The organism is Calditrichota bacterium, from assembly GCA_016867835.1.
GTDB lineage: Bacteria > Electryoneota > AABM5-125-24 > Hatepunaeales > Hatepunaeaceae > VGIQ01.
The window spans coordinates 1-19,663 of the sequence record VGIQ01000014.1; the positions used below are offsets into that span (position 1 = coordinate 1).

Here is a 19,663-nt window from a genome sequence, read left to right on the forward strand (position 1 = left end):
TCGGCCCGGCGGTTGTAAAGACGCCAGTCCTGGCCATTGGTGAGGACCGCCCATTCGAAGAAGGGATTGCCAGACGAATCCTGTGCGTCCGAAAGATAGAGCCGAACCTGTTTGGCATAAGACAAGCCCGGCGTATCCTTCTTGGAAATCGAACCCAAGTTCTTGTTGAACGACTTGGCTTCAAGTATTCCAATAGCAAGCCGATATCTCTCCTTATCGTCAAGTGGCAGAGCCTCATCTTTTGACTTTTCATCGGCAAAAAGGATGTAGTCGGGAACGCCGCCTGCGTCCTGGCGGGTGCGGTGCAGAAAGTGGAATCCAAGAACCGGGAGCAATTTGTCTATCAGTTCACTCTCGGTATCACTCTCATTCAGGCCGCCATGAGCGATTCGGGCGCGGTTTGCAATGTGGACGCGCTCGAATATCTCCCTGCACTGCTTGAAAGCCTCCTCAGCGTCGTGGCTGGAAACAAAGCGAATGATTGATTCGCGCTCTTTCTCAAGGTAGTGTTTCGATAAGACGCCGCGCGCTTCGAAAAGCACACCCTTGCTATCAAAGATGGAGCCTTCCTCCAAGTCGAGACTTCCATTCCTTGCCTTGGCTTTCAGACTATTTTTCAGTGATTCAATCCTGTGAAGGAAATGTCGTTATTCTAATGGATTGTCCACCTTTGGTGTCCCTGTTCCAGTCCCGCCTACGCGGGAATGACACCCCCCCTTCAGTTTCCCCCCCGCCGAGCGGGGGGGATAGGGCGGACAGGAATGGCACAGGACAAGCCGAAGGCGCAGTCAATGTCCGCCCTCCGGTTCTGGATTCCCGCCCCCGCCTTCGCTGGGGGCAGGCTCTGCGCGGGAATGACGCCGCCCTGTGGTCCCCCCGCCGAGCGGGAATGACACCCCCCCTTCAGTTTCCCCCCCGCTGAGCAAGGGGGGATAGGGCGGACAGGACTGGCACAGGACAAGCCGAAGGCGCAGTCAATGTCCGCCCTCCGGTTCTGGATTCCCGCCTACGCGGGAATGACGCCGCCCTGTGGTCCCCCCGCCGAGCGGGAATGACGCCCCCCCTTCAGTTTCCCCCCCGCCGAGCGGGGGGGATAGGGCGGACAGGACTGTCCGCCCTCCGGTTCTGGATTTCCGCCTGCGCGGCGGGCGGATCGGAATCCGCCCCTACGCGGCATCCCCCGATAAATCGGGGAGCCACCGGCAAGTCCATTTAACTCGGGGAGCCACCGGCAAATGCCCCCCACTCACGCCTCCACCGCGGCGGTTACGCGGAAGACCTCGTCGAGGGTCGTCAAGCCCTCCAGCGCCTTGCGGATGCCGTCCTCGCGGAGCGTTAACATCCCCGCCTCGCGCGCGGCATGGCGGATCTTGTCGGCGGAAGCGTTGCCGATCACCAAATCGCGGATCGTCTCGTCGATTGCCAGCACCTCGTAGATGCCGAGCCGCCCCTTGTAGCCGCTCCCCGAACAAGCCCGACAGCCCTCGCCCTTATAAAGCGCTACCGCCTGGCCGTCGAGGCCGACCGCCTTCAAGGTCGATTCGGGAGGCTCGAACCCGGCTTTGCAGTTGGTGCAAATCCGGCGCACCAACCGCTGCGCCAGAACTCCCGCCGTCGCCGTCGCGACCAGAAACGGCTCGACACCCATATCGACCAGCCGCGGCAAAGCGCCCGGCGCGTCGTTGGTGTGCAAAGTCGAAAGGACGAGGTGCCCGGTCATCGCGGCTTCGACGGCGATCTTGGCGGTCTCGGCATCGCGGATTTCACCGACCATCACGATGTCGGGGTCCTGACGAAGAATCGACCGGAGGCCGGCGGCAAAGGTCATCCCCGCCTTGACGTTCACCTGCGACTGGCGGATCAGCGGCAGGCGGTATTCGATCGGGTCTTCGAGGGTGATGGTGTTGACATCCATCTTCGAGACCTCGTTCAGAGCCGAATAGAGCGTCGTCGTCTTGCCCGATCCGGTCGGGCCGGTTACCAGAATCAGGCCGTTGGGGCGCTCGAGCATCCCGCGGATAATGTCTTCCTTGGGCCCGAAGCCAAGGTTCGACAGTTTCACCTGCAGGTTCGACTTGTCGAGGATGCGGAGGACGACGTTTTCGCCGTAAACCGTGGGCAGGGTCGAGACGCGCAGGTCGATCGGCTTGCCTTCGACCATCATCTGGATGCGGCCGTCCTGGGGGACGCGGCGTTCGGCGATGTCGAGGCTGGCCATGATCTTCAGGCGCGAGATGATGGCACCCTGCAGTTTCTTGGGCTGGGTGTAGATTTCGCGCATGATGCCGTCCACCCGGAAGCGGACCCGGAGGAGGCTCTCCTCGGGTTCGATGTGGATGTCGCTGGCCTTCTCTTTGACCGCCTGCGCCAACATCAGGTTGACCAGTTTGACAATCGGCGCGTCGCTCGCCTGCGCGGCAAGCGAGTAGGTATCGACAGCCTCCTCTTTCTCCTCAGCGCCGAGCACCTGGACGACCTCGTCGAGGGCGCTGGTGGTGCCGTAGTAGTGGTCTATGGCCTGGTCGATGTCGTGCTGACTGCAGATGGAAGGCTCGACTTCGAGCCCGGTCGCGCGGACGACCTGGTCGATCACCGCAAGGTTGAGCGGATCGACCATTCCGAGGGTGAGGGAGTTGGCGATGCGAAAGAGGGGAACGACCTTATACTGCCGGGCGAACTGCTCGGAGATCAGGTTGATGACACTGGAATCGACGGAGTAGAAACTGAGCGATACATAGGGGACGCCGAGTTGATCGCCTAACGCGGAGAAGACATCGGTCTCGGTCAGGTAGCCGAGGTCAATGAGCGTTTCACCGATCTTCTTCTTCGCTTGTTTCTGCTGAGCGAGTCCTTCGTCGAGTTGTTCCTTGGTGATGAGGCCCTGGGCGATCAAGATTTCGCCCAACTTCCTGCGTCTGGCCATAGTTGCAGTTCAGGGATGTATCAGGGTGATGTAGGATTCAGGCGGAGGTGTCGAATCAGGGTCATTCGTTCAGGAACTTCTTGACCGTTTCGATCAGGGTAGCCGAGTCGAACGGCTTGGTGAGGTAGCGTTGGCGCCGGTCTCGACGCCGGTCGAGCGGTCGTCTTCGCCGGCCAGGGCGGTGAGCATGATCACCGGGATGTGCCGATACTCCTCGTCGAATTTCAAGAAGCGGCTGATCTTATAGCCGTTCATCTTGGGGAGCATGATGTCGAGCACGATCAGGTCGGGCTTAAGGCGCCGCGCTGCGTTGAGGCCTTCGAGGCCGTCGGTGGCGGTGTGGACAGTGAAGCCCGATGCCTCAAGGCGCATTTTGATCGCCATCAGCATATCGGTTTCGTCATCGACGACGAGGATCTGTTTCTTCTCGGCCACTGTGATGCCTTCTTGTTTCGATGCGGTTAGATAATAAATTAATGTTAATGCTAATGTTAATGTCAATCATGTCATCTGGCGATGAAGATTGGCATTAGCATCAGCCTACGCCGGCTTGGTATCTTCGCCTTCCTGGGCGGTCTGGAGGCTGAAGTAGAAGGTCGAGCCTTTGCCTACTTCGCTAACCACCCAGATGTCACCGCCGTGCCGGGTAACGAGGTCCTTTACCAGCGGCAGGCCCAGTCCGACACCTTCCTGGAACCGCGGGTCGTTTTGGTCCACCAGGCGGTGGAAGCGCTTGAAGATGTTCTCCTGTTCGCCGGGCGGAATGCCATAGCCCTGGTCAGCGACGGCAATCTCGATGCGGTTGCCCTTGGCCAGCGCGGTGATCGACACTTCGGTATTGTCGGGCGAATACTTGCGGGCGTTTTCGATGAGGTTGGTAACGATCTGCGTGACGGCATCGCGGTCGGCATAGACGAGTGGCAGGTCCGAGGGCAGGTCGACCGTAAGCGACATTTCCTTCTTGGCAAGTTTCGGACGCAAGGACGCGGCGACCGTCTCGATAAGCGGGACGATCTCTTCCGGCCGCAGGACGACGCTGAAGCCGCCGGTGTCGGCGCGCGCCAGCGTCAGGAGGTTTTCGATCAGGCGCGCCAGTCGCTCGATATTCGCTTTCATGATCTCGATCAACTGCTTCTGGTTCGCGTTCAGGTCACCCGCTACGCCGTCCATGATGAGCGAGATGAACTCCTTGACGACCGCCGTTGGGGTGCGCAGTTCGTGCGAGATGTTGGAGATCAACTTGTTCTTCATCTCATCGACGGCGCGCTCGCGGGTGACGTCGTGCATGGCGATCAACATTGCGCCGCTGTCGCCGGAGGACTCCGGGAGAAGCGTAACGTCGAGGCGCAGGAAGACCTTATGATTGCGCCACATCAAGTCGGTGTGTTTGATGACCGTCCGTCGGCCTGATTGGGATTCGTCGGCAGCATGCAATTCCTGCCAGCACTCCTGGATATTGCAGTGCAATCGCTCGGCAACCTCTTCGGGGGAGGGCTCCTGACCGGTCGGGATCTCGAGCAGACTGCGTGCCACCGGGTTGAGCAGTGTCTGCCGTCTCCCCATATCGACGACGACGAGTCCGTCGAGGGTATGCTCGACTATGGCCGACGTCATCCGTTGCTGACGTTCGACCGACCGCTTCACCCGGTCGAGGAACTCCGAAGCCCCGCCTGCGACCTGTCTGGCGAACTCGGTCCACCTCTTGTGGAAATCCCGGTCGCTCCGGGATGCGGCAACGATCAGTCCGACCGCCGTGCCGTCGGAGAAGAATGGCACGGCGAGGGACGACTCGAAGTTTCCGGCGGCATCGCCATCGTCACCCGGCAGGAGGTCGTGAAAGAGGTCGATCGTAACCGGCCCGTGCCAGTCAGGCAGTGTGGTGCCGTGCCGGTTGATGATGGAGACGAGTTGTTGCAGTTCGCCGTAGGTGGGATGTGAACTGGCGCTGAGGCGTGCTTCGCCCGGCCGGAGGTCGTAGATGAGGGCGACATCGGCCTGCATCTGGCCGGTGATGAAGTCGAGGATCAGTTCGAAGCCCTCGCGGTAGGAGAGGGCCGACATCATCCGGTCGGCGAGTTGCCGCAGAAGGGTCAGTTCAGCGACGTGGCGGCGTAGTTTGTCGCGTTCTTCGGCGACGGCTTTCCCGAGCATCTCGATTCGCTCGTTGAGCCGCACGGTGGCGATCTGGTTGCGGACCGACATGGTCAGTTCGGACATCCGGACGGGCTTGGTCAGGTAGTCGCTGGCGCCGAGCCGCACTGCCTCGACGGCGGACTCGGTCGTCGCGTAACCGGTCAGGATGATCACTGCGGTGCGGGAGCGGATCTGCTTCACTTCGCGCAAGACATCGGTGCCGGTGATGTCGCCGAGCCGAAAGTCGGTGAGAACCAGATCGTGCAGACTTTCCCGGAACAACTCCAGACCTTCCCTGCCGCTCGAAGCCATATCGACTTCATAACCTTCGGTCTGAAGTATCCGACCCATCGTATAGAGCACCGGCTCTTCATCGTCGATGACCAGGATGCGCGGCGTCACATCGACGACGGGTGCGATCAGGTCGCCATCGCCTTCTGTACCGACGGGGGGTATATCGGTAAAAGTCGGGACCGGCGCGGTTACCGCTGACGCAACTCCGTCGAGGGCCATAACCGGCGCGACCTGCGGCGGTTCCGACAAGGCTGCCGTTGCAGGCGGTTCAGTTTTCATTTTCCCCATAGTTTGAGGACATTGCGGCGGCGCCCATCTGACGCTTGATCATCGACTCGAGGTCGATGGGGTCGTTGGAGCGCGAGATCGCCTCTTCACGCGTGACTGTGCCGGCTTGCAATGCTCTCAGAAGCGACTGGTTCATCGTCATCATGCCGAACTTCCCCCCCACTTGAATCATCGAGTCCATCTGGTGCACCTTGCCTTCGCGGATGGCGGCGCGGATGGCGGAATTGGCGACCATGATCTCGCAGCACATCACGCGTCCGCCGCCGATCTTGGGCAGTAATTGCTGGCAAATGACGCCTTGCAGGACGAGCGCGAGTTGGGTGCGCACCTGATCCTGCTGGTCGGGCGGGAAGACGTCGATGATGCGGTTGATGGTTTGCGCTGCGCTGTTGGTATGCAGGGTGCCGAAGACAAGGTGTCCGGTCTCGGCTACGGTGAGGGCAATTTCGATAGTCTCCTTATCCCGCATCTCACCGATCAGCACGACGTCCGGGTCCTGCCGGAGGACACTCTTCAGGGCGCGCTGGAAGGATACAGTGTCGGAATGAATCTGCCGCTGGTTGACGATCGACTTGCGATGCTGATGGATGAACTCGATCGGGTCTTCGATGGTCAGGATATGAAGCGGCTTCTCTTTGTTGATCTTGTCGATCATCGCCGCCATGGTCGTCGATTTACCCGATCCGGTCGCACCGGTCACCAGGCAAAGCCCGTTGGGGCGGTCGGCGAGTTCCTCGACCACCGGCGGCAAACCAAGTTTCTCAAAGGTGCGAATCTCGAACGGTATAGCTCTCAGCGCCAGGGCGACGCAGTCGCGCTGCTTATAGACGTTGGCGCGAAAGCGCGAGAGTCCCTTGATGCCGAACGAGAGGTCGAGTTCCGACTGTTTTTCGAACTCGGCGCGCTGCGTTTCGGTCAACACACCGTAGGCGAGTTCCTTGGTATCGTCGGGCGATAGGCGGGGATATTCGAGCGCGACCAGATCGCCGTCGATGCGTATCTGAGGTGAGGTTCCAACGGTCAAGTGGAGGTCTGATGCGCCACGCCCGATCATAAGGGTCAGGAGTTCGGTCAGATCATAGACCGGCTTCTTGGGAGCACTTTCGGCGGAGGTGGCTGGTGCGGCAGCAGAGGGGGTTTGAGTCATCGGCAGGGCGCCTCGCTAAAGGTGAAAAGAGCGGTCTTCAATGCGCCTTCCGGTGGGTCGGCACTACATCGTCCTCGTTCCAGGCCATTGCTCCGGCGCCGTCGAGTCCGCGCAGGCGAATGCGGAAGTCCGTCGCGCTGGACGCGAATCTCAAGCCGTCTTCGAGGGAGATTCGGCCGGCGCGGACGAGCGCCAGGAGCGACTGGTCGAAGGTCTGCATCCCGTATTGGCCGTAGCCTTCGAAGATTGCGCGGCGGATTTCGAGGGTCTGTTCGGGGTCGATAATCATCTTGCGGATGGTCTCAGTCGTTACCAGGATTTCGACGGCCGGTATCCGACCTTCACCGTCGGCGCGGGGCAGAAGTCGCTGTGAGACGATCCCGACCAGCGTCGCGGCGAGCATGTAGCGCACCTGGTTGCTCATCTCCATCGGCACCATCGAAATGATGCGGTTGACGGTCTGTGCCGCGTCCATAGTATGCAGGGTCGAGAGGACGAGGTGCCCGGTGTTGGCGGCGGTTAGCGCGGTCAGCATGGTTTCGCCGTCGCGAATCTCGCCCAGCATGATGACATCGGGGTCCTGGCGCAGGATGCGGCGCAGCGCTTCGCTCCAGGAGGGCGTATCGCGACCGATCTCGCGCTGCTGGATGGTTGCCTTACGCTCCTTGAAGGTGAACTCGATTGGGTCTTCGACGGTGATGATGTTGACTGCGCGCGACTGGTTAAGGGTCTCGACCATTGCCGCCAGAGTGGTGGACTTGCCTGATCCGGTGGCGCCGGTTACGAGGATCAAACCACGTGGAGAATCGACCATTTCGGCCAGGATCGGCGGGAGGTTCAGGTCGGGCAGACTCGGGATATCGACCCGGATGTGCCGGATGGCGATGGCGATCCCGTTCATCTGCTGATAGACGTTGACCCGGAACCGCCCGATGCCGCGCAATTGATAGATAAAGTCAACCTCCATCTGACGCGAGAGGGCTTCCCGTTCGCGCTCGCTGATGACGTCCATCAGGATTGCATCGACGGCCTGGGGGGTGAGCAATTCCCGCGAGAGGTCGGTGATTTGGCCGTCGATCCGCACCTTGGGCGAGGAGCCGCTCTTGATGTGCAAATCCGAGCCGCGCAGTTCGACCATCCGCTTCAGGAAGCGGTCGATGTCGCGCGATTCGTCGAAGACGGCGGAGGTCAGGCCGGGCCGGACGTGGGTGGTGGTATGTTCCCAGCCGGAGCCGTGCGGGGTAAAGCCTTGAGAGACCGGATGCGGCGCATCGATAGCCGCCTCCGCGCGGATGTCTTTGTTGTGCATCATTACAAATTAGGCATATTGCAGGGGAGTATCAAGTGGCAAGTAATAAATATCAAGTATCAAGTGGCAAGTAGCAAGTGCAGAAAATAGAGTCTGAAGACGTCATCGACGTTGGGGACAATCTGCGATAAATTAGTATCAAGTTAGGGAATTAAGCGAACCTACAATGTCGTTCCCGCGACAGCGGAAACCAGTCGATGCAATCTGAACTGGATGCCCGCCTGCGCGGGCATGATGATACCTCTACATTGCGCTTGACTTCTCAAGCAGATATTAGTTGATCTGTCCGACTGTGAGAGTCAGTTTGCCGGAGGGGCCGGTGTAGCCTTCGGCACTTACGAGCATAAAGAACCGTTCCGGCAGAACGTGCCGCCACATTATCGCCAAGCCGGTCCTGAAGCCGCTGTCGTAGGCGAAGCGGTTGCGCTGAACGACGACGCCGGTGCGGCTCGTCCGTCGCTCATCTAATTGGGTCAATCTAAAAGCGAACGAAGCAGCCCAGAGGTTGCTCCCGGCGGGACGGAAGACGCCGAACTGGATCGTTCCCTCGTTCCAATCGAACCGGCTGCGGCGCGACGACGACGGGCGGCCTGAGGGATACTGGTCGTCGGCAAGTTTCGACTGATTAACCGTCGCCCGTCCCGATATATAGGGCCGAAAGCCCCGGTAGTCAACCGGCAAGAGAGCGGTCCAACCGAGTCCGGGCGAAGGGCCGTAGTCCCCGCGCGGTTCGGAACCGGAGAGTAATTGCAGCGAAACCAGCCCGAATTCAGCCCAGAGGTTCATATAGGGTGATACGCCCCGCCCTGCCGCGAAACCGACGCGTCGGATGTAAGTCAAGTCATTTCCGAGGTATCTTCGGTCGAACGATCCGTCGAGCGTCGCACCCCACCGGGAGGCGCTGCCCGGCGCATAGGGGAAAAGCGGTTCGGATTCAGCAGCGTGCGAGATGCAAATGCAGATACTGATGCTAATGCTGAATGATGCGGCAAGCAGCGCCGTTCGGTCAACAGCAGGACGAATCCGACTCATTGATCGACGCTGATGATGACGATCCCATCGACATCGGTGTCGCCATCCCCGTCGATGTCGCAGATTACGGTGACGATGGCCGACCCGGCGCTGTTGCCGGCGGTGAATAGGGTGAAGGCGACGCCGGCGGCGTTGGTCACGCGGGAGGCGTGCTGAAGGCTGCAGCCGCCGGGGTTGGTGGTGATGCTGAAGCCGAGCGTAACTCCCGAAACGGGATTGCCATATTGGTCGGTCGCCGTCGCGGTGACGGTTCCGATGCGCCCGAACTGGAGCGCGGCCGGGTTGGCTTCGACGGCAATTGCTGCCACCGGCCCCGCGGTGATCGTCACCTGCACCGCATTGGCCGCGTCGCCGGCGGAAGCACTCACCGCGTAGTCGCCGGCTTCGGTGGCTCCGGAGAAGCGGCTCGACGCGGAGCCATTGCGCGTCCGGACGGCGGAGGGCGAGAGGACGCCTTCGTCGGGCTCGACGGCAAAGAGCACCCGGGTGTCGTCGGCGACACGGTTGCCATAGACATCGAAGATGTCGGTCACGATGTCAACCGAACCGCCGGCAGCGACCTGCGCGGGATCGGCGCTGATGTCGATCTGTCCCGGATCGCCGGGCAGGAAGGTGATCGGCGATGAGCGGCCCGAGGTGTCTCCGGCGGCAGCCACGACCCGGGCGGTCTGCCCGGCGACGGTGCCAGCGGTGTAAGTTGCCGCCGCCGATCCGGTCGAATCGGCCACCGTCTCGCCGGGTGCGATCGAGCCGCGCCCTGCCGGGTCGATGCTAAGTGCGACCTCAGTGCCCTCCTCAACCGGATTCCCGAACTCATCGGTAATGCGGATCGTAATGGGGGTTGCCGTCGCTGCGGCGAGCGAGTAGGATGCGGCGCTTACGCTGACCGAGTAAGGTTCGCCGGCGAGATAGGTGAGATTCGCTATGGTGGTGCTGATGGTCCCGCCGCGGCGGCTGGCCTGGACGGTGAATTGGGCTGCGCCGGCCGTGGTGCCGCTTGAAAGGACCGTCGCCGCCTGCCCACTCACGGTTACAGTGGAGGCGGGATCGAACGAGCCGTCGGGGGCTTCGAACCGGACCGAGGTGCCGTCGGTGGCGGGATTGCCGTTGGCGTCGGTAACGTCTATGACGATCCGGGTGGTATCGCCGCCGACGGTAAGTTGTCGCCGGCCCAGGGTGGCTGCGATGTTTGCCGGAGGCCCGGCTACGAAGGTGAGAATCGGCTGCTGGTCGAGCAGCGTCCCCCCGGCGCGGACCTCGACCCGACCCTCCCCTACCGATCGTCCGACAATGGCAGCCGAGGTTTGGCCGGATTGGGTCGTTGCCGCGGCAGGCTGAGTAACGAGCGCATCCCCTCCCACGACCGAGACCGCGACCCGGTCGGGCGGGACGTTGGGGATGGCGATGCCGCGCGAGTCGTAAAGTGTGATAGCCACCTGCGACTCCTCAGCGCCGTCGGCGACGATCTCGGTCGGGGTCAGGACCACCCGCGACCGGGCGGCGTCGATCACCTGCGGCAGACCGGTGCCTTCGAGGAACGCCACCCGATCCCCATTGGCCGAGGTTATCGTTGCGGTCAGGGTGATGGTTGTGGCGTCGATCCCGCCGACATAGTTGAAGAGACGCACCCGGAAAGTAGTTACGCCGCCGCATTCGACGAGCGTCACCGGCTCGCCGACCGCTTCACCCGTCAAGGCGAGGCCTTGAACGGCTTCTCCCTGAGGATTTTCACCCTGCACGCCAATCTCGATGGTCGTCCCGGCTGTCAAAGGATGCCGGAAACTGTCGGCAACGGTCAGGACGAAGTCGCGGAAGCCTCCGGCGGGAATGGACCAGCCGTCCGAGGTGTCGAACCTCGCCAATGTCGGGCCGGTTACGAGGACGATGGTGCGCGAAGATACCTCGCGGTTCTGCCAATCTATGGTCTGGGCGGTAATGGTATCGACGCCGCCAACGGGCTCGGGTGCGGTTGTTCGCAGGATGGCTCGCGCCAGGCCGGACGAGTCGGTCGCAGCCGAGCCGGTGATGACGCCTCCGGTAGCACGGAAGCGGACGACGGTGCCGGGCGTTACAGGGTTTGAAAAGCGGTCGCCGAGAACAACGTCTATGATCACCGTGTCGGGCGGCGTTCCGAGGATGCCGGTAACACTGCAGCGGTCGTTCAGGACGGCAAAGTGCGTCCCGTCGGGCGGCCCGCCATGAATGGCGACGGAGATTGCCCGCCCGGCAATATTGGCGCCGGTCGAGGCCGTTATTTGAACCGCGCCGGCGTAGAACCCCGACCGCACCGTAACCGCGACCCGGCCCAACCCGTCGGTGCTTATTGAGTCCGGCTGCAAGTAGGCTACGGCGTCGGCACCGACGACGTCGGGATCGACGAGGCTGTCGGGGCCTTCGAGGCTGAAGCGCACCGTCGCGGGGGAGAGCGAGTCCACCGGCACCCCGCGGTCGTCTCGAACTTCGAAGAGCAATGCAGCCGTTTCGGGCGAGCCCGATCCCCGCACCCCGATGCTTGATCGGTCAGCCGAGACGAAGACGATGTTGTTAGCCGTGCCGCTTACGAAGAGCACTTCAAGGGATGCGGTCGCATCGCCGGTCGAAGCCCGGACGAGCGAGCGTCCGGTCTCGAGCGCGCTTGTGAGACGACTTACCGCCCGACCCTCTTGATCGGTCTGGACGAGGGCGGTAACCTCGCCGCGGGAGGCGCTGAACGAGACGTTTTCGCCGGCTCCGAGCGGGTTGTCGAACCTGTCGAAGACCTGCGCACGCAAAGTCGTATTGTCGATACCGTTGGCGCGCAGAGTATCGCGATCGCTTTCGAGGGTGAGGCGGAAGGGCGCACCCGGCCGCAGGCGGATGACCACCCGGTCGCTCACCTCGCCGGAGACGACGCGGATGGTGTCGAAGCCGGTTACGCGCCCGGCGCGGTAAATTGCAGTGGCGACGCCTCCGGCGGTGAAGCGGGGCGAGACCACCGTCCCGAGTTGTGCCGAAAGGCGGATTTCGGTCAGGTCGGCAACCGGCGCGCCGTCCGCGTCGAAGAGGCGCAGCGTAATCTCGGTTGAGGCGTTGCCGTCGGCGACGAGGATGGCATCGGCAACGGCGATTTCGATTCGGGCCGGTTCTCCACCCTGCAGGTCGCCGGGGAGCACGGCGCGGCTCGAGTCGCGAACTTCACCCGACAAAGCGGATATCCAGACTTGCCGTCCGGCGCGGTCGTTGGCATAGGTGAGCCAGACGCCGTTGGGGTAGTCGATCGGGTCAATGGGGGTGAGGACGACGCCGCCGCGGGTGTAGCCGGTGCCGGTGATTTGGGCGAGGGTATCGGGATTCAGCGAGAACCGGACGACCGTCGAATCGATGACCGGGTTGCCGGCACGGTCGCTCACGACCGCCGTGACCGGGATGGCGGTGGTCCCGCCGGCCGGACGATGAATAGTGTTGAGGTCGGGCCGGACGACGACCCGGGCAGATGGACCGGCTTCGATTTCGAGATTACCTCCGGACGCCAGCAGCCGGCCCTCGTAATAGACCGCTATCGACGCCTGGCCCGACCGGTCGCCAGCACGGACAGTTGTCTGAGCGATACCGTTGTCGGTCGTTGCAGCAAACGTATCGGCTCCTCCGGCAAAGGTAAGCCCGAGCCGGGTCGCTTCGCGCAGCACGAGTTGGGTCCCGTCGGGAACGAGGCTTCCTCCAGCGTCGCGCACGGTGACGATCAGGTCTGCTGTCTCACGCCGGCCGCTGCCGGTTATGGAGATGAGACGGGGAGCGATCTCGATGGCCGCCGTCGCCGGGAGTGAGGCGAGACATTCAACGGTCGTGGAGTCGGCCAGACCACCGTAGGTTGCGCGCAATTGAGCGCTGCCGGGCGAGGGCGGGGAGGTGAACGCGACCCGTGCCGATCCAGTGCTGTCGGTAAGGGCTTCGCGGCCAATCAGCCCGCGGTCGGCGGCGAAACCGACTGTCCTGCCGATGAGCGCGACATTACGGGTCGTCTCGATTAGATGCGCCCGGACAACCGCGGTCGCCCGCCCGTTGGCGGGCAGCGCGCCGGGCGTTGCTGTAAGGCGCAGTGTTACTCCAAGTTGATCCAGTTCGATTGCATCCGCCGCACCGCCGCCGGCAGTGGCTTCGACCGCGAGAGTCGTATCGACCGAAGAGGCAAAGCCCCGGAAGGTTGTCCGGGCGAAGCCATCGCCATCGCTAAGAACTGAAGCCGGCGACACCGTTCCCCCCGCAGGCGCGGCAAATGTGACCCGGATATTTGCTGCCGGGTTGCCGACAGCATCTACGACGCGGGCGGCAAGGGCGACGCTGTCGAGGCCATCGCCAAGGAGACCCGACTCCTCTGCAGTGAGGGTGAGTGTGCCCACCACCGGCACAAACCTAACGCTCCGGCGAGTCGTCAACGTCCGTCCGTAGGAGACATCGACGTTGGCAGTCCCCGGACTGGCCGCAGCCCGAAGCGGGACGGTCGCTTCGCCTTCTTCGCTGAGAACGGCGGTGCCGGCGATCTGTCCGGCGTCGGTCGTGAACCGGACGCTTTTGCCGCCGACCGGATTGCCTCCGGTGGTGAGCACCAGCCGCGCAGTCATCAGAGCGACGGCGCGGCCGTTGGCCGGGATGCTGTCAGGGGCGGATTCGAGCGAGAGGGTCAAGCCTTGCAGAGCAACCGCTACCGTGTCGGCAAGGTCGCCGGCAATCGCCCGGACGACGAGCGAGGTGTCGCTCACCGAGGCAACGCCTCGAGCAAAGACCGTCGCCTGACCCGAGCCGCCAGTGCTCGCGGTGTCGCGGGAGAGGCTGCCGCCGGAAAGGATACCAAACGTAACGGGAACACCCTCGACCGGCCGGCCGAGGGTATCCCGGACGACCGCAGATATCGACGTCGAATCGACGCCATCGGCAAGCAGGGACGCCGCTCCGGCGGAAGCATCGAGATAGGAGAATCTACCGGCGAAGGCGACAACGAGGGTCTCGGCGAGGGTCGTTCCCTCCGGTCCGTAGAAGACGCCAACCGATGCGACGGCGGGCCGGTTGGCGCTGCGGAGTTGAACGCTCGCTTCGCCGCCTTCGCCAAGCCGGGCAAAAGGCGCAATAACGCCGGCGGTGGTGGTGAAGCGGAGGGTATCTCCCGTCACCGGATGGCCTGAAGTGGTCTCGCGAACCGAGGCAAGGACCGTCGAAGTTGAGCGCCCGTCGCCGGTGATGAGGCGCGGCTCAGCGGAAGCCTCGAGCGTAACGCCCCGCAGCGCGACGACTCCGGCGGAGCGGAGCCGGCCGTCGCGGGAAGTCGCAACGATGCCGAGCCGCCCGTCGGCTGTCGAAGGTGTTCCCGTAGCCCGGGCGCGCAGGAAGCCGTCGCGGTCGGTCCGTCCGACGTTGGGGGAAACGACTCCGGGTCCGTCAAACTCGATGGTGACGACCTCGTCCGGCGCTCCGCCCCCCCATGGATCGGTGATGCGCGCGGCGACGTCTGCTGCAGCCAGCCCACTGGCGAGGATCGAACCGGGAGTTACGGTCAATTGGATTGCCGCCGCGCGGTCGATCAGTTGGACATAGACCGTGTCTTCGAGCGTGTTGCCGTAGCGGGCGCGGATCATCGCCCGACCGGGCTGTCCGCCGGCAGTGTAGGCGGTTGTGGCGAGGCCGTCTTCAGAGAGAGGAACGGACTGCGCCACCGCACCCCGATCGGTGGCGAAGAAGACCCGGCCCGGTGTAACCGGGTTGCCGGAGGAGGTCTCGACGACCCGTGCGGCAAGGTTTGCAGTGGCAATGGCGTTGGCGGGGAGGCTGTCAACATCGGCTGAAAGTTCGATAGTGATGCCTCGCAAGCCCAGATAGATCGTGTCGCGATAGGCGCCGCCGGCAGTCTGTGCGACGATGCGGATCGAGTCTTCGAGGGTCCGGGCAATACCGGTCAGGACCGTCGAAGCGAATCCCTCGTTGCCGGTTACGAGCCGCGACGACCTTAGCGCGCCGCGATCGACTGCGAGGTCGATGCGGACTCCGGCTGCTCCCCGCTCGAGGCCGTCGAAGGCCCGGGCTGTAACGACCGCGGTATCGAGGCCGTCGGCACGAATCGAAGCAACGTCGGTCGTCAGAACGATGCGCGCAATCACCGGAAGGAAGACGACGGCGACCGAATCGCGGATAGTTCCGCCGAAGCGGGCGGTTATGCGCGCGGTGTCGGGCCGGTCGGGGGCGGTCAGTTGGACGGCCGCGAAGCCGTCCGCGTCGGTCAGGGCAAACGAGCCGATGGCTCCGGCGGTGGTGGAGAACTCGATTCGGCGACCCGGCGCCGGAGCGCCGTCGGTGGTGCTGAGCCGGGCGGTAATGGCAACCCGGGAGCGCCCGTCGGCGAGCAGCCGGTCATCTCCGGAGATTACGGAGAGGCGCGCTCCCCGCATCAGGATCGTTGCGCGGGAGCGGACTTCGCCACTGACGGCATCGATCTGCGCAGGCGCGTCGCGGTCCGACGCCGGAGCGGTGAAGAGGCCGGTTACGGTCCCGTCGCCGAGGGTGTTCCCGACAGCCGGTTCGACCCGGCCGAAGTTATCGGGAGTTAAGGTGAAAGCGATCCGGTGACCGTCGGCGACCGGATTGCCATTCGAGTCGGCTGCCAACGCCAGGAAATCGGCGGTTTCGCTGCCGCTGGCGAAAAGTGTTTCGGCGGAAGCCCCGAAACGGATGAACGCCGGGCCTCGCGGTTCGAGCCGGATCGTCCGCTGATGGAAGCGGGCTGGTTGATCGGCAAGCGAGGCTCTTAGCAGCGCAGTCCCGGTGGCTCTGCCGGCGGTCCAGTCGAGCGTTGCCATACCACGCTCATCGGTCTGACCAATGCCGAGTTGGGTGCTTTGCAGCGCTCCGAGCCGGACGCCGGCGATGGAGAACCGGTCGGTCGCGCCGCCCTCGACCGCGCCAATGATCTCGATTCGGTTGACCCCTGCAGCAACCTGATCGGTCGGCAGGTTCAGGGTGTAATCGCTCCAGAGACGGCTGCGGGGCAGCGCCACTTGATCGAGTGGCTGGCGGTTGATGTGGACTTGCGTTCCGGGCAGGTCGATGCCGCGCAACTGCGCCTGAAAGCGAAGACCGGTCACGGCATCGGGATCGTCGATCCGAAACGACGACTCCCAGCGCACGACATTGGACGCTTCGGCCGGATCGAGCAGGATGACGACGGGGCTTTCCTGGGTGAACCTCACCGAAACCCCCGACACCGGTTGACCGGCCGGGTCGGTTACGAGGGAGGTCAGGCGGAGCGTTGAACGGCCGTCGGCGGGAAGTTCGTTGCGATCGGGTGTCATAACGATAGAGAGCCGTGCCGGATCGGGCAGAAAGAGGACGCTGTCGGCAGCGGTCAAGCCTTCGCCGTAGAAGACCTGTACCCGTGAGGTGCCATTTATGACCCCGGTGGTGAGGCTGTCGAGGTAGGTGCCGTCGGCGCGGGTGGTGCCTTCGGCTTGAATGGCGCCGAGGGAGGCTCCGATCCGGAGCCGGGCGCTGCCGATAGCGGCGCCGGTGGTGGTCTCGTTCAGTTGCACCGCGACACCGGCCCGGCTGCGCCCGTCGGCGTAGAGAGCCCGGGGAGAGGTCCGCACTGCGAGCCGGACTCCGCGCAGGGTGACGGACGTCGAATCGACGACTTCGTCCGGCTCAAGGGTCGCCGGGCGGTAAGGTTGGACGGTTGTCGAGATGGATCGCGAGATGGTGAGCGAGTAAGCGGGTAAGCGCGTGAGCGAGGAGGGGGGAGGTTGTGAAGGCTGCTCTGAATCGATGGAGACTATCCCGGCATCTTCTCGCTCACTCAGGCCCCGCTCACTCGCTAACTCGCTTACTCGCTCACTCGTCGCCGTCGCCCGGATGCGGACGATGGAGTCTGCCGGCAGCCCGATGCCGGTATAGAGAGCGGTGAAGATGCCGTCAATGCCGGTGCGGCCGCTCGACGGAGCGATGCTTCCGGCGTCAGCCTCAAGCACAATAACCACTTCGGGCGCAGGCTGGCCCAAGAGATTCGATGCGAAGACGACGATGCGGGTGGTGTCGAGGCCATTTGCGAGGAGCGACCGCCGGGATGGTGAAACCGAAACCCTCGCCAAGGCGGGAATCAACTCGATATGGGTCGAGTCGGGCGCGAGGAAACCTAACTGGCCATAGACGACCGCCGTGCCCGTCTCACCGCCGGCGGTGAAGGTCGTCCGGGCGCGTCCCGATGAGTCGAGCAGCGCGAAGGGTCTGATCACGCCGCTGCGAGCGCTGAACCAAACCGTATCCCCGACGACCGGACGGCGGCCCCGCCGTTCAACGGCTTCGCAGGTTACGATTGCAGGCGTCGCGCTGCCGGCCGAGAGGCTGTCGGGGGAAGCGGTCATCCGTCTCTCGATGGACCGGATGTCGAGGTCGGCAGACCGGCGCAACGAGCCGGCGCTGGCGAAGATGCGCAGCGATGAGTCTTCCTCAACCGGCGGCGAAGAAATGACGACGAACGCCCGGCCGGTCGAATCGGTCAAGACCCGCACCGAGTCGGGAGGCTGGTCACCGATGCCAAACCAGACCTCAGCCCGGGCGACGACGCCTCCTCGCGGGTCGGTCACGGTTGCAGTTACGCGCGACGATCCGATCCCGCCGGCCAGTATCGAAGGCGGATCGAGCGCTATGGTTAACCCGCCAATAAGGGGCAGCAGTTCCAGGGCGGTGCTGTCGCGATGCGCCAGTGCATAGCGGGCGGTTACGAGAGCGGAGCCGGTTTCGCCGGCGGCAGTGAAAGTAACCGATGTCGTTCCATTGGCATCGAGGATGCCGGTGGCGGGCACCTGCCCGAGTAAAGCGCTAAAGCGGATCGTATCGCCGGAGACCGGATTGCCGGAACGTGTCTCGTGCAGTTGCGCCGTAATCTCTGCCGTGGAGCCGCGCCGGGCGACGAGGGAGTCGGGCGACGCGGTTACACGCAGGGTCAGTCCCCGGATCAAGAGGTGGAGGGTGTCCGAGGTCTCGTCGGAAGACGCGACTGAAAACTGAGTCGAGGGAGTCGATCGCATCAAAACGTGGGAGGCATCGGTCGGGGGGGACTCCGAAAGGTGATGCGCGGTTTGGCGATCGACGAGTGCTGCCGGCCCGCGCGCACCCGGCATAAGCGTCGGCGACGCGGCAATAGCGCGGATGACCGCAGTCGTATCCTCGATCCGGGCCGGCGCGATGTAGTTGACCGATGCGGCGCCGTTGTCATCGGTGACGGCGCGGCTGCCGGTCAAGGTCCCAGTCGAAGCGGTGAACTCGACCTCGATGCCGGGCGCCGGCCGTCCGGTTCCTCCGAAGACCCGTGCGGTGAGGGTTGTGCCGCGCTGTCCGTCACCGCGCAAAATGGTCTGCCCGGCCGTGAGGTCGATCCGGCCGACGGCTTCGGCATAGCGCACCAGGGTCGTATCGGCGAGGAGGGGGCCGTAGCGGGCGACGATCCGGTCGGTCAAGCCGGGGCGTCGGGCTGCGGTCAGGGTCGCGCGGGCTACACCCGACTCGTCGGTTTCAACGCTACCGGCGATGGTGCCGTAAAGCGCCGAGAAGGTAACCGGCGACTCAGCCACAGCGCGCAGATTCTCTTCCTTGACGACGGCTACCAGCCGCGCTGTGGCCTGCCCGTCGCCAGGAATGAGTGTATCGGCGGTCGTTATCGAAATGGAGACACCCCGGAAGTCGATGGTCCGGCGGGACTCTGCGCTATCGGCTGAGGCAACGATCGACAGGTGCCGGGACGAATCGTGCCTTAGCGCGGCATCCTTGACATTCGTCGATTGCTGATGTGTTAGAGCCCTCCGGTCGTCACCTTCGGGCGGCATTCCCGACCCGGTGGCGAAGGAAGCCGTTATGGTGCCGGTGAGGCCTTGCGCCGAGGAGGGCGAGGTGAGTATTGTCGTAGCCCGTCCTTGGGCATCGGTGGCAACCACGGTGGAGGCTTCACCGTTGATCGTTCCGGCGGAGAGATCGATGCGGATTGGTATGCGGGCGATGGAGTCGCTGCGAGAGGTAACATCGATAACGATACGGGTGGTGTCGAAGCCGCTGGCGAGGATCGACGGCCGGCCGATGCGCATGGTGAGGTCGGAAGATGGGGGCAGGATCTCGACCGTCAGCATCTCGCGCAGGTCGGCGGCGGCGATGAAGATGGAGTCGGTGCCGGACCGTTCGCCGGCGAAGTAACGACCTTCGAAGCGGCCATTGGCATCGGTCGTATCGGCGGCGGTGATGGTGCCTTGGGAAGCATTGAACGAGACGACGATTCCGCCGAAAGCGGCGCCAAATTGATCGACAAGGCTGCCCCGAAGCCGCGCCTCACCGCCGGGCGCCAGACGCGAAGGTTCGACAGTAAGTCCGGCGACAAACATCCGCCGCACGGGGGGGCCGACGGGATTGAAACTGCCCTCCTCCTTGCACTGCAGAATTAGCGCCGACAGGAGGATAAGGCTGCCCGTGATCCGGTTAGGGAAGCGTCTGATTAGTGCCGATAATCGTCGCATTCTGCATTCTGCATTCAACA

At 63.5% G+C, this 19,663-nt stretch carries 9 protein-coding genes; all 9 read right to left on the reverse strand.

Features of this window, described 5'->3' with window-relative positions; all coding sequences use genetic code 11:
* Window positions 1-542: hypothetical protein (locus tag FJY67_02825; protein MBM3328391.1), on the reverse strand; the 542-nt coding region annotated here is incomplete at its 3' end.
* A gap of 464 nt (window positions 543-1,006) precedes the next feature.
* Window positions 1,007-1,246: a hypothetical protein gene (locus FJY67_02830; protein MBM3328392.1), complete on the reverse strand. Its 240-nt coding sequence runs from the start codon at window positions 1,244-1,246 to the stop codon at window positions 1,007-1,009.
* Window positions 1,247-2,923, reverse strand: a complete 1,677-nt coding sequence (locus tag FJY67_02835; protein MBM3328393.1) for a type II secretion system protein GspE — start codon at window positions 2,921-2,923, stop codon at window positions 1,247-1,249.
* Between the two features lie 93 nt (window positions 2,924-3,016).
* The gene (locus FJY67_02840; protein MBM3328394.1) at window positions 3,017-3,358 is read right to left on the reverse strand and encodes a response regulator; all 342 of its coding nucleotides are present in this window, start codon (window positions 3,356-3,358) and stop codon (window positions 3,017-3,019) included.
* 105 nt (window positions 3,359-3,463) lie between these two features.
* Window positions 3,464-5,638 carry a response regulator gene (locus FJY67_02845; protein ID MBM3328395.1) on the reverse strand — a complete coding sequence of 725 codons (2,175 nt, stop codon included), beginning with the start codon at window positions 5,636-5,638 and terminating at the stop codon, window positions 3,464-3,466.
* Window positions 5,619-6,785 carry a type IV pilus twitching motility protein PilT gene (locus tag FJY67_02850; protein ID MBM3328396.1) on the reverse strand — a complete coding sequence of 389 codons (1,167 nt, stop codon included), beginning with the start codon at window positions 6,783-6,785 and terminating at the stop codon, window positions 5,619-5,621. Before FJY67_02850 ends, FJY67_02845 begins: the two co-directional genes overlap by 20 nt.
* Before the next feature lie 37 nt (window positions 6,786-6,822).
* Window positions 6,823-8,097 (reverse strand): PilT/PilU family type 4a pilus ATPase, encoded by a 1,275-nt coding sequence (locus FJY67_02855; GenBank protein ID MBM3328397.1) that lies wholly within the window; start codon window positions 8,095-8,097, stop codon window positions 6,823-6,825.
* Window positions 8,098-8,367: 270 nt separating this feature from the next.
* Window positions 8,368-9,126 carry a hypothetical protein gene (locus FJY67_02860; GenBank protein ID MBM3328398.1) on the reverse strand — a complete coding sequence of 253 codons (759 nt, stop codon included), beginning with the start codon at window positions 9,124-9,126 and terminating at the stop codon, window positions 8,368-8,370.
* Window positions 9,123-19,643, reverse strand: coding sequence for a hypothetical protein (locus tag FJY67_02865; protein MBM3328399.1), 10,521 nt, complete (start codon window positions 19,641-19,643; stop codon window positions 9,123-9,125). Before FJY67_02865 ends, FJY67_02860 begins: the two co-directional genes overlap by 4 nt.
* Between the last annotated feature and the right edge of the window lie 20 nt (window positions 19,644-19,663).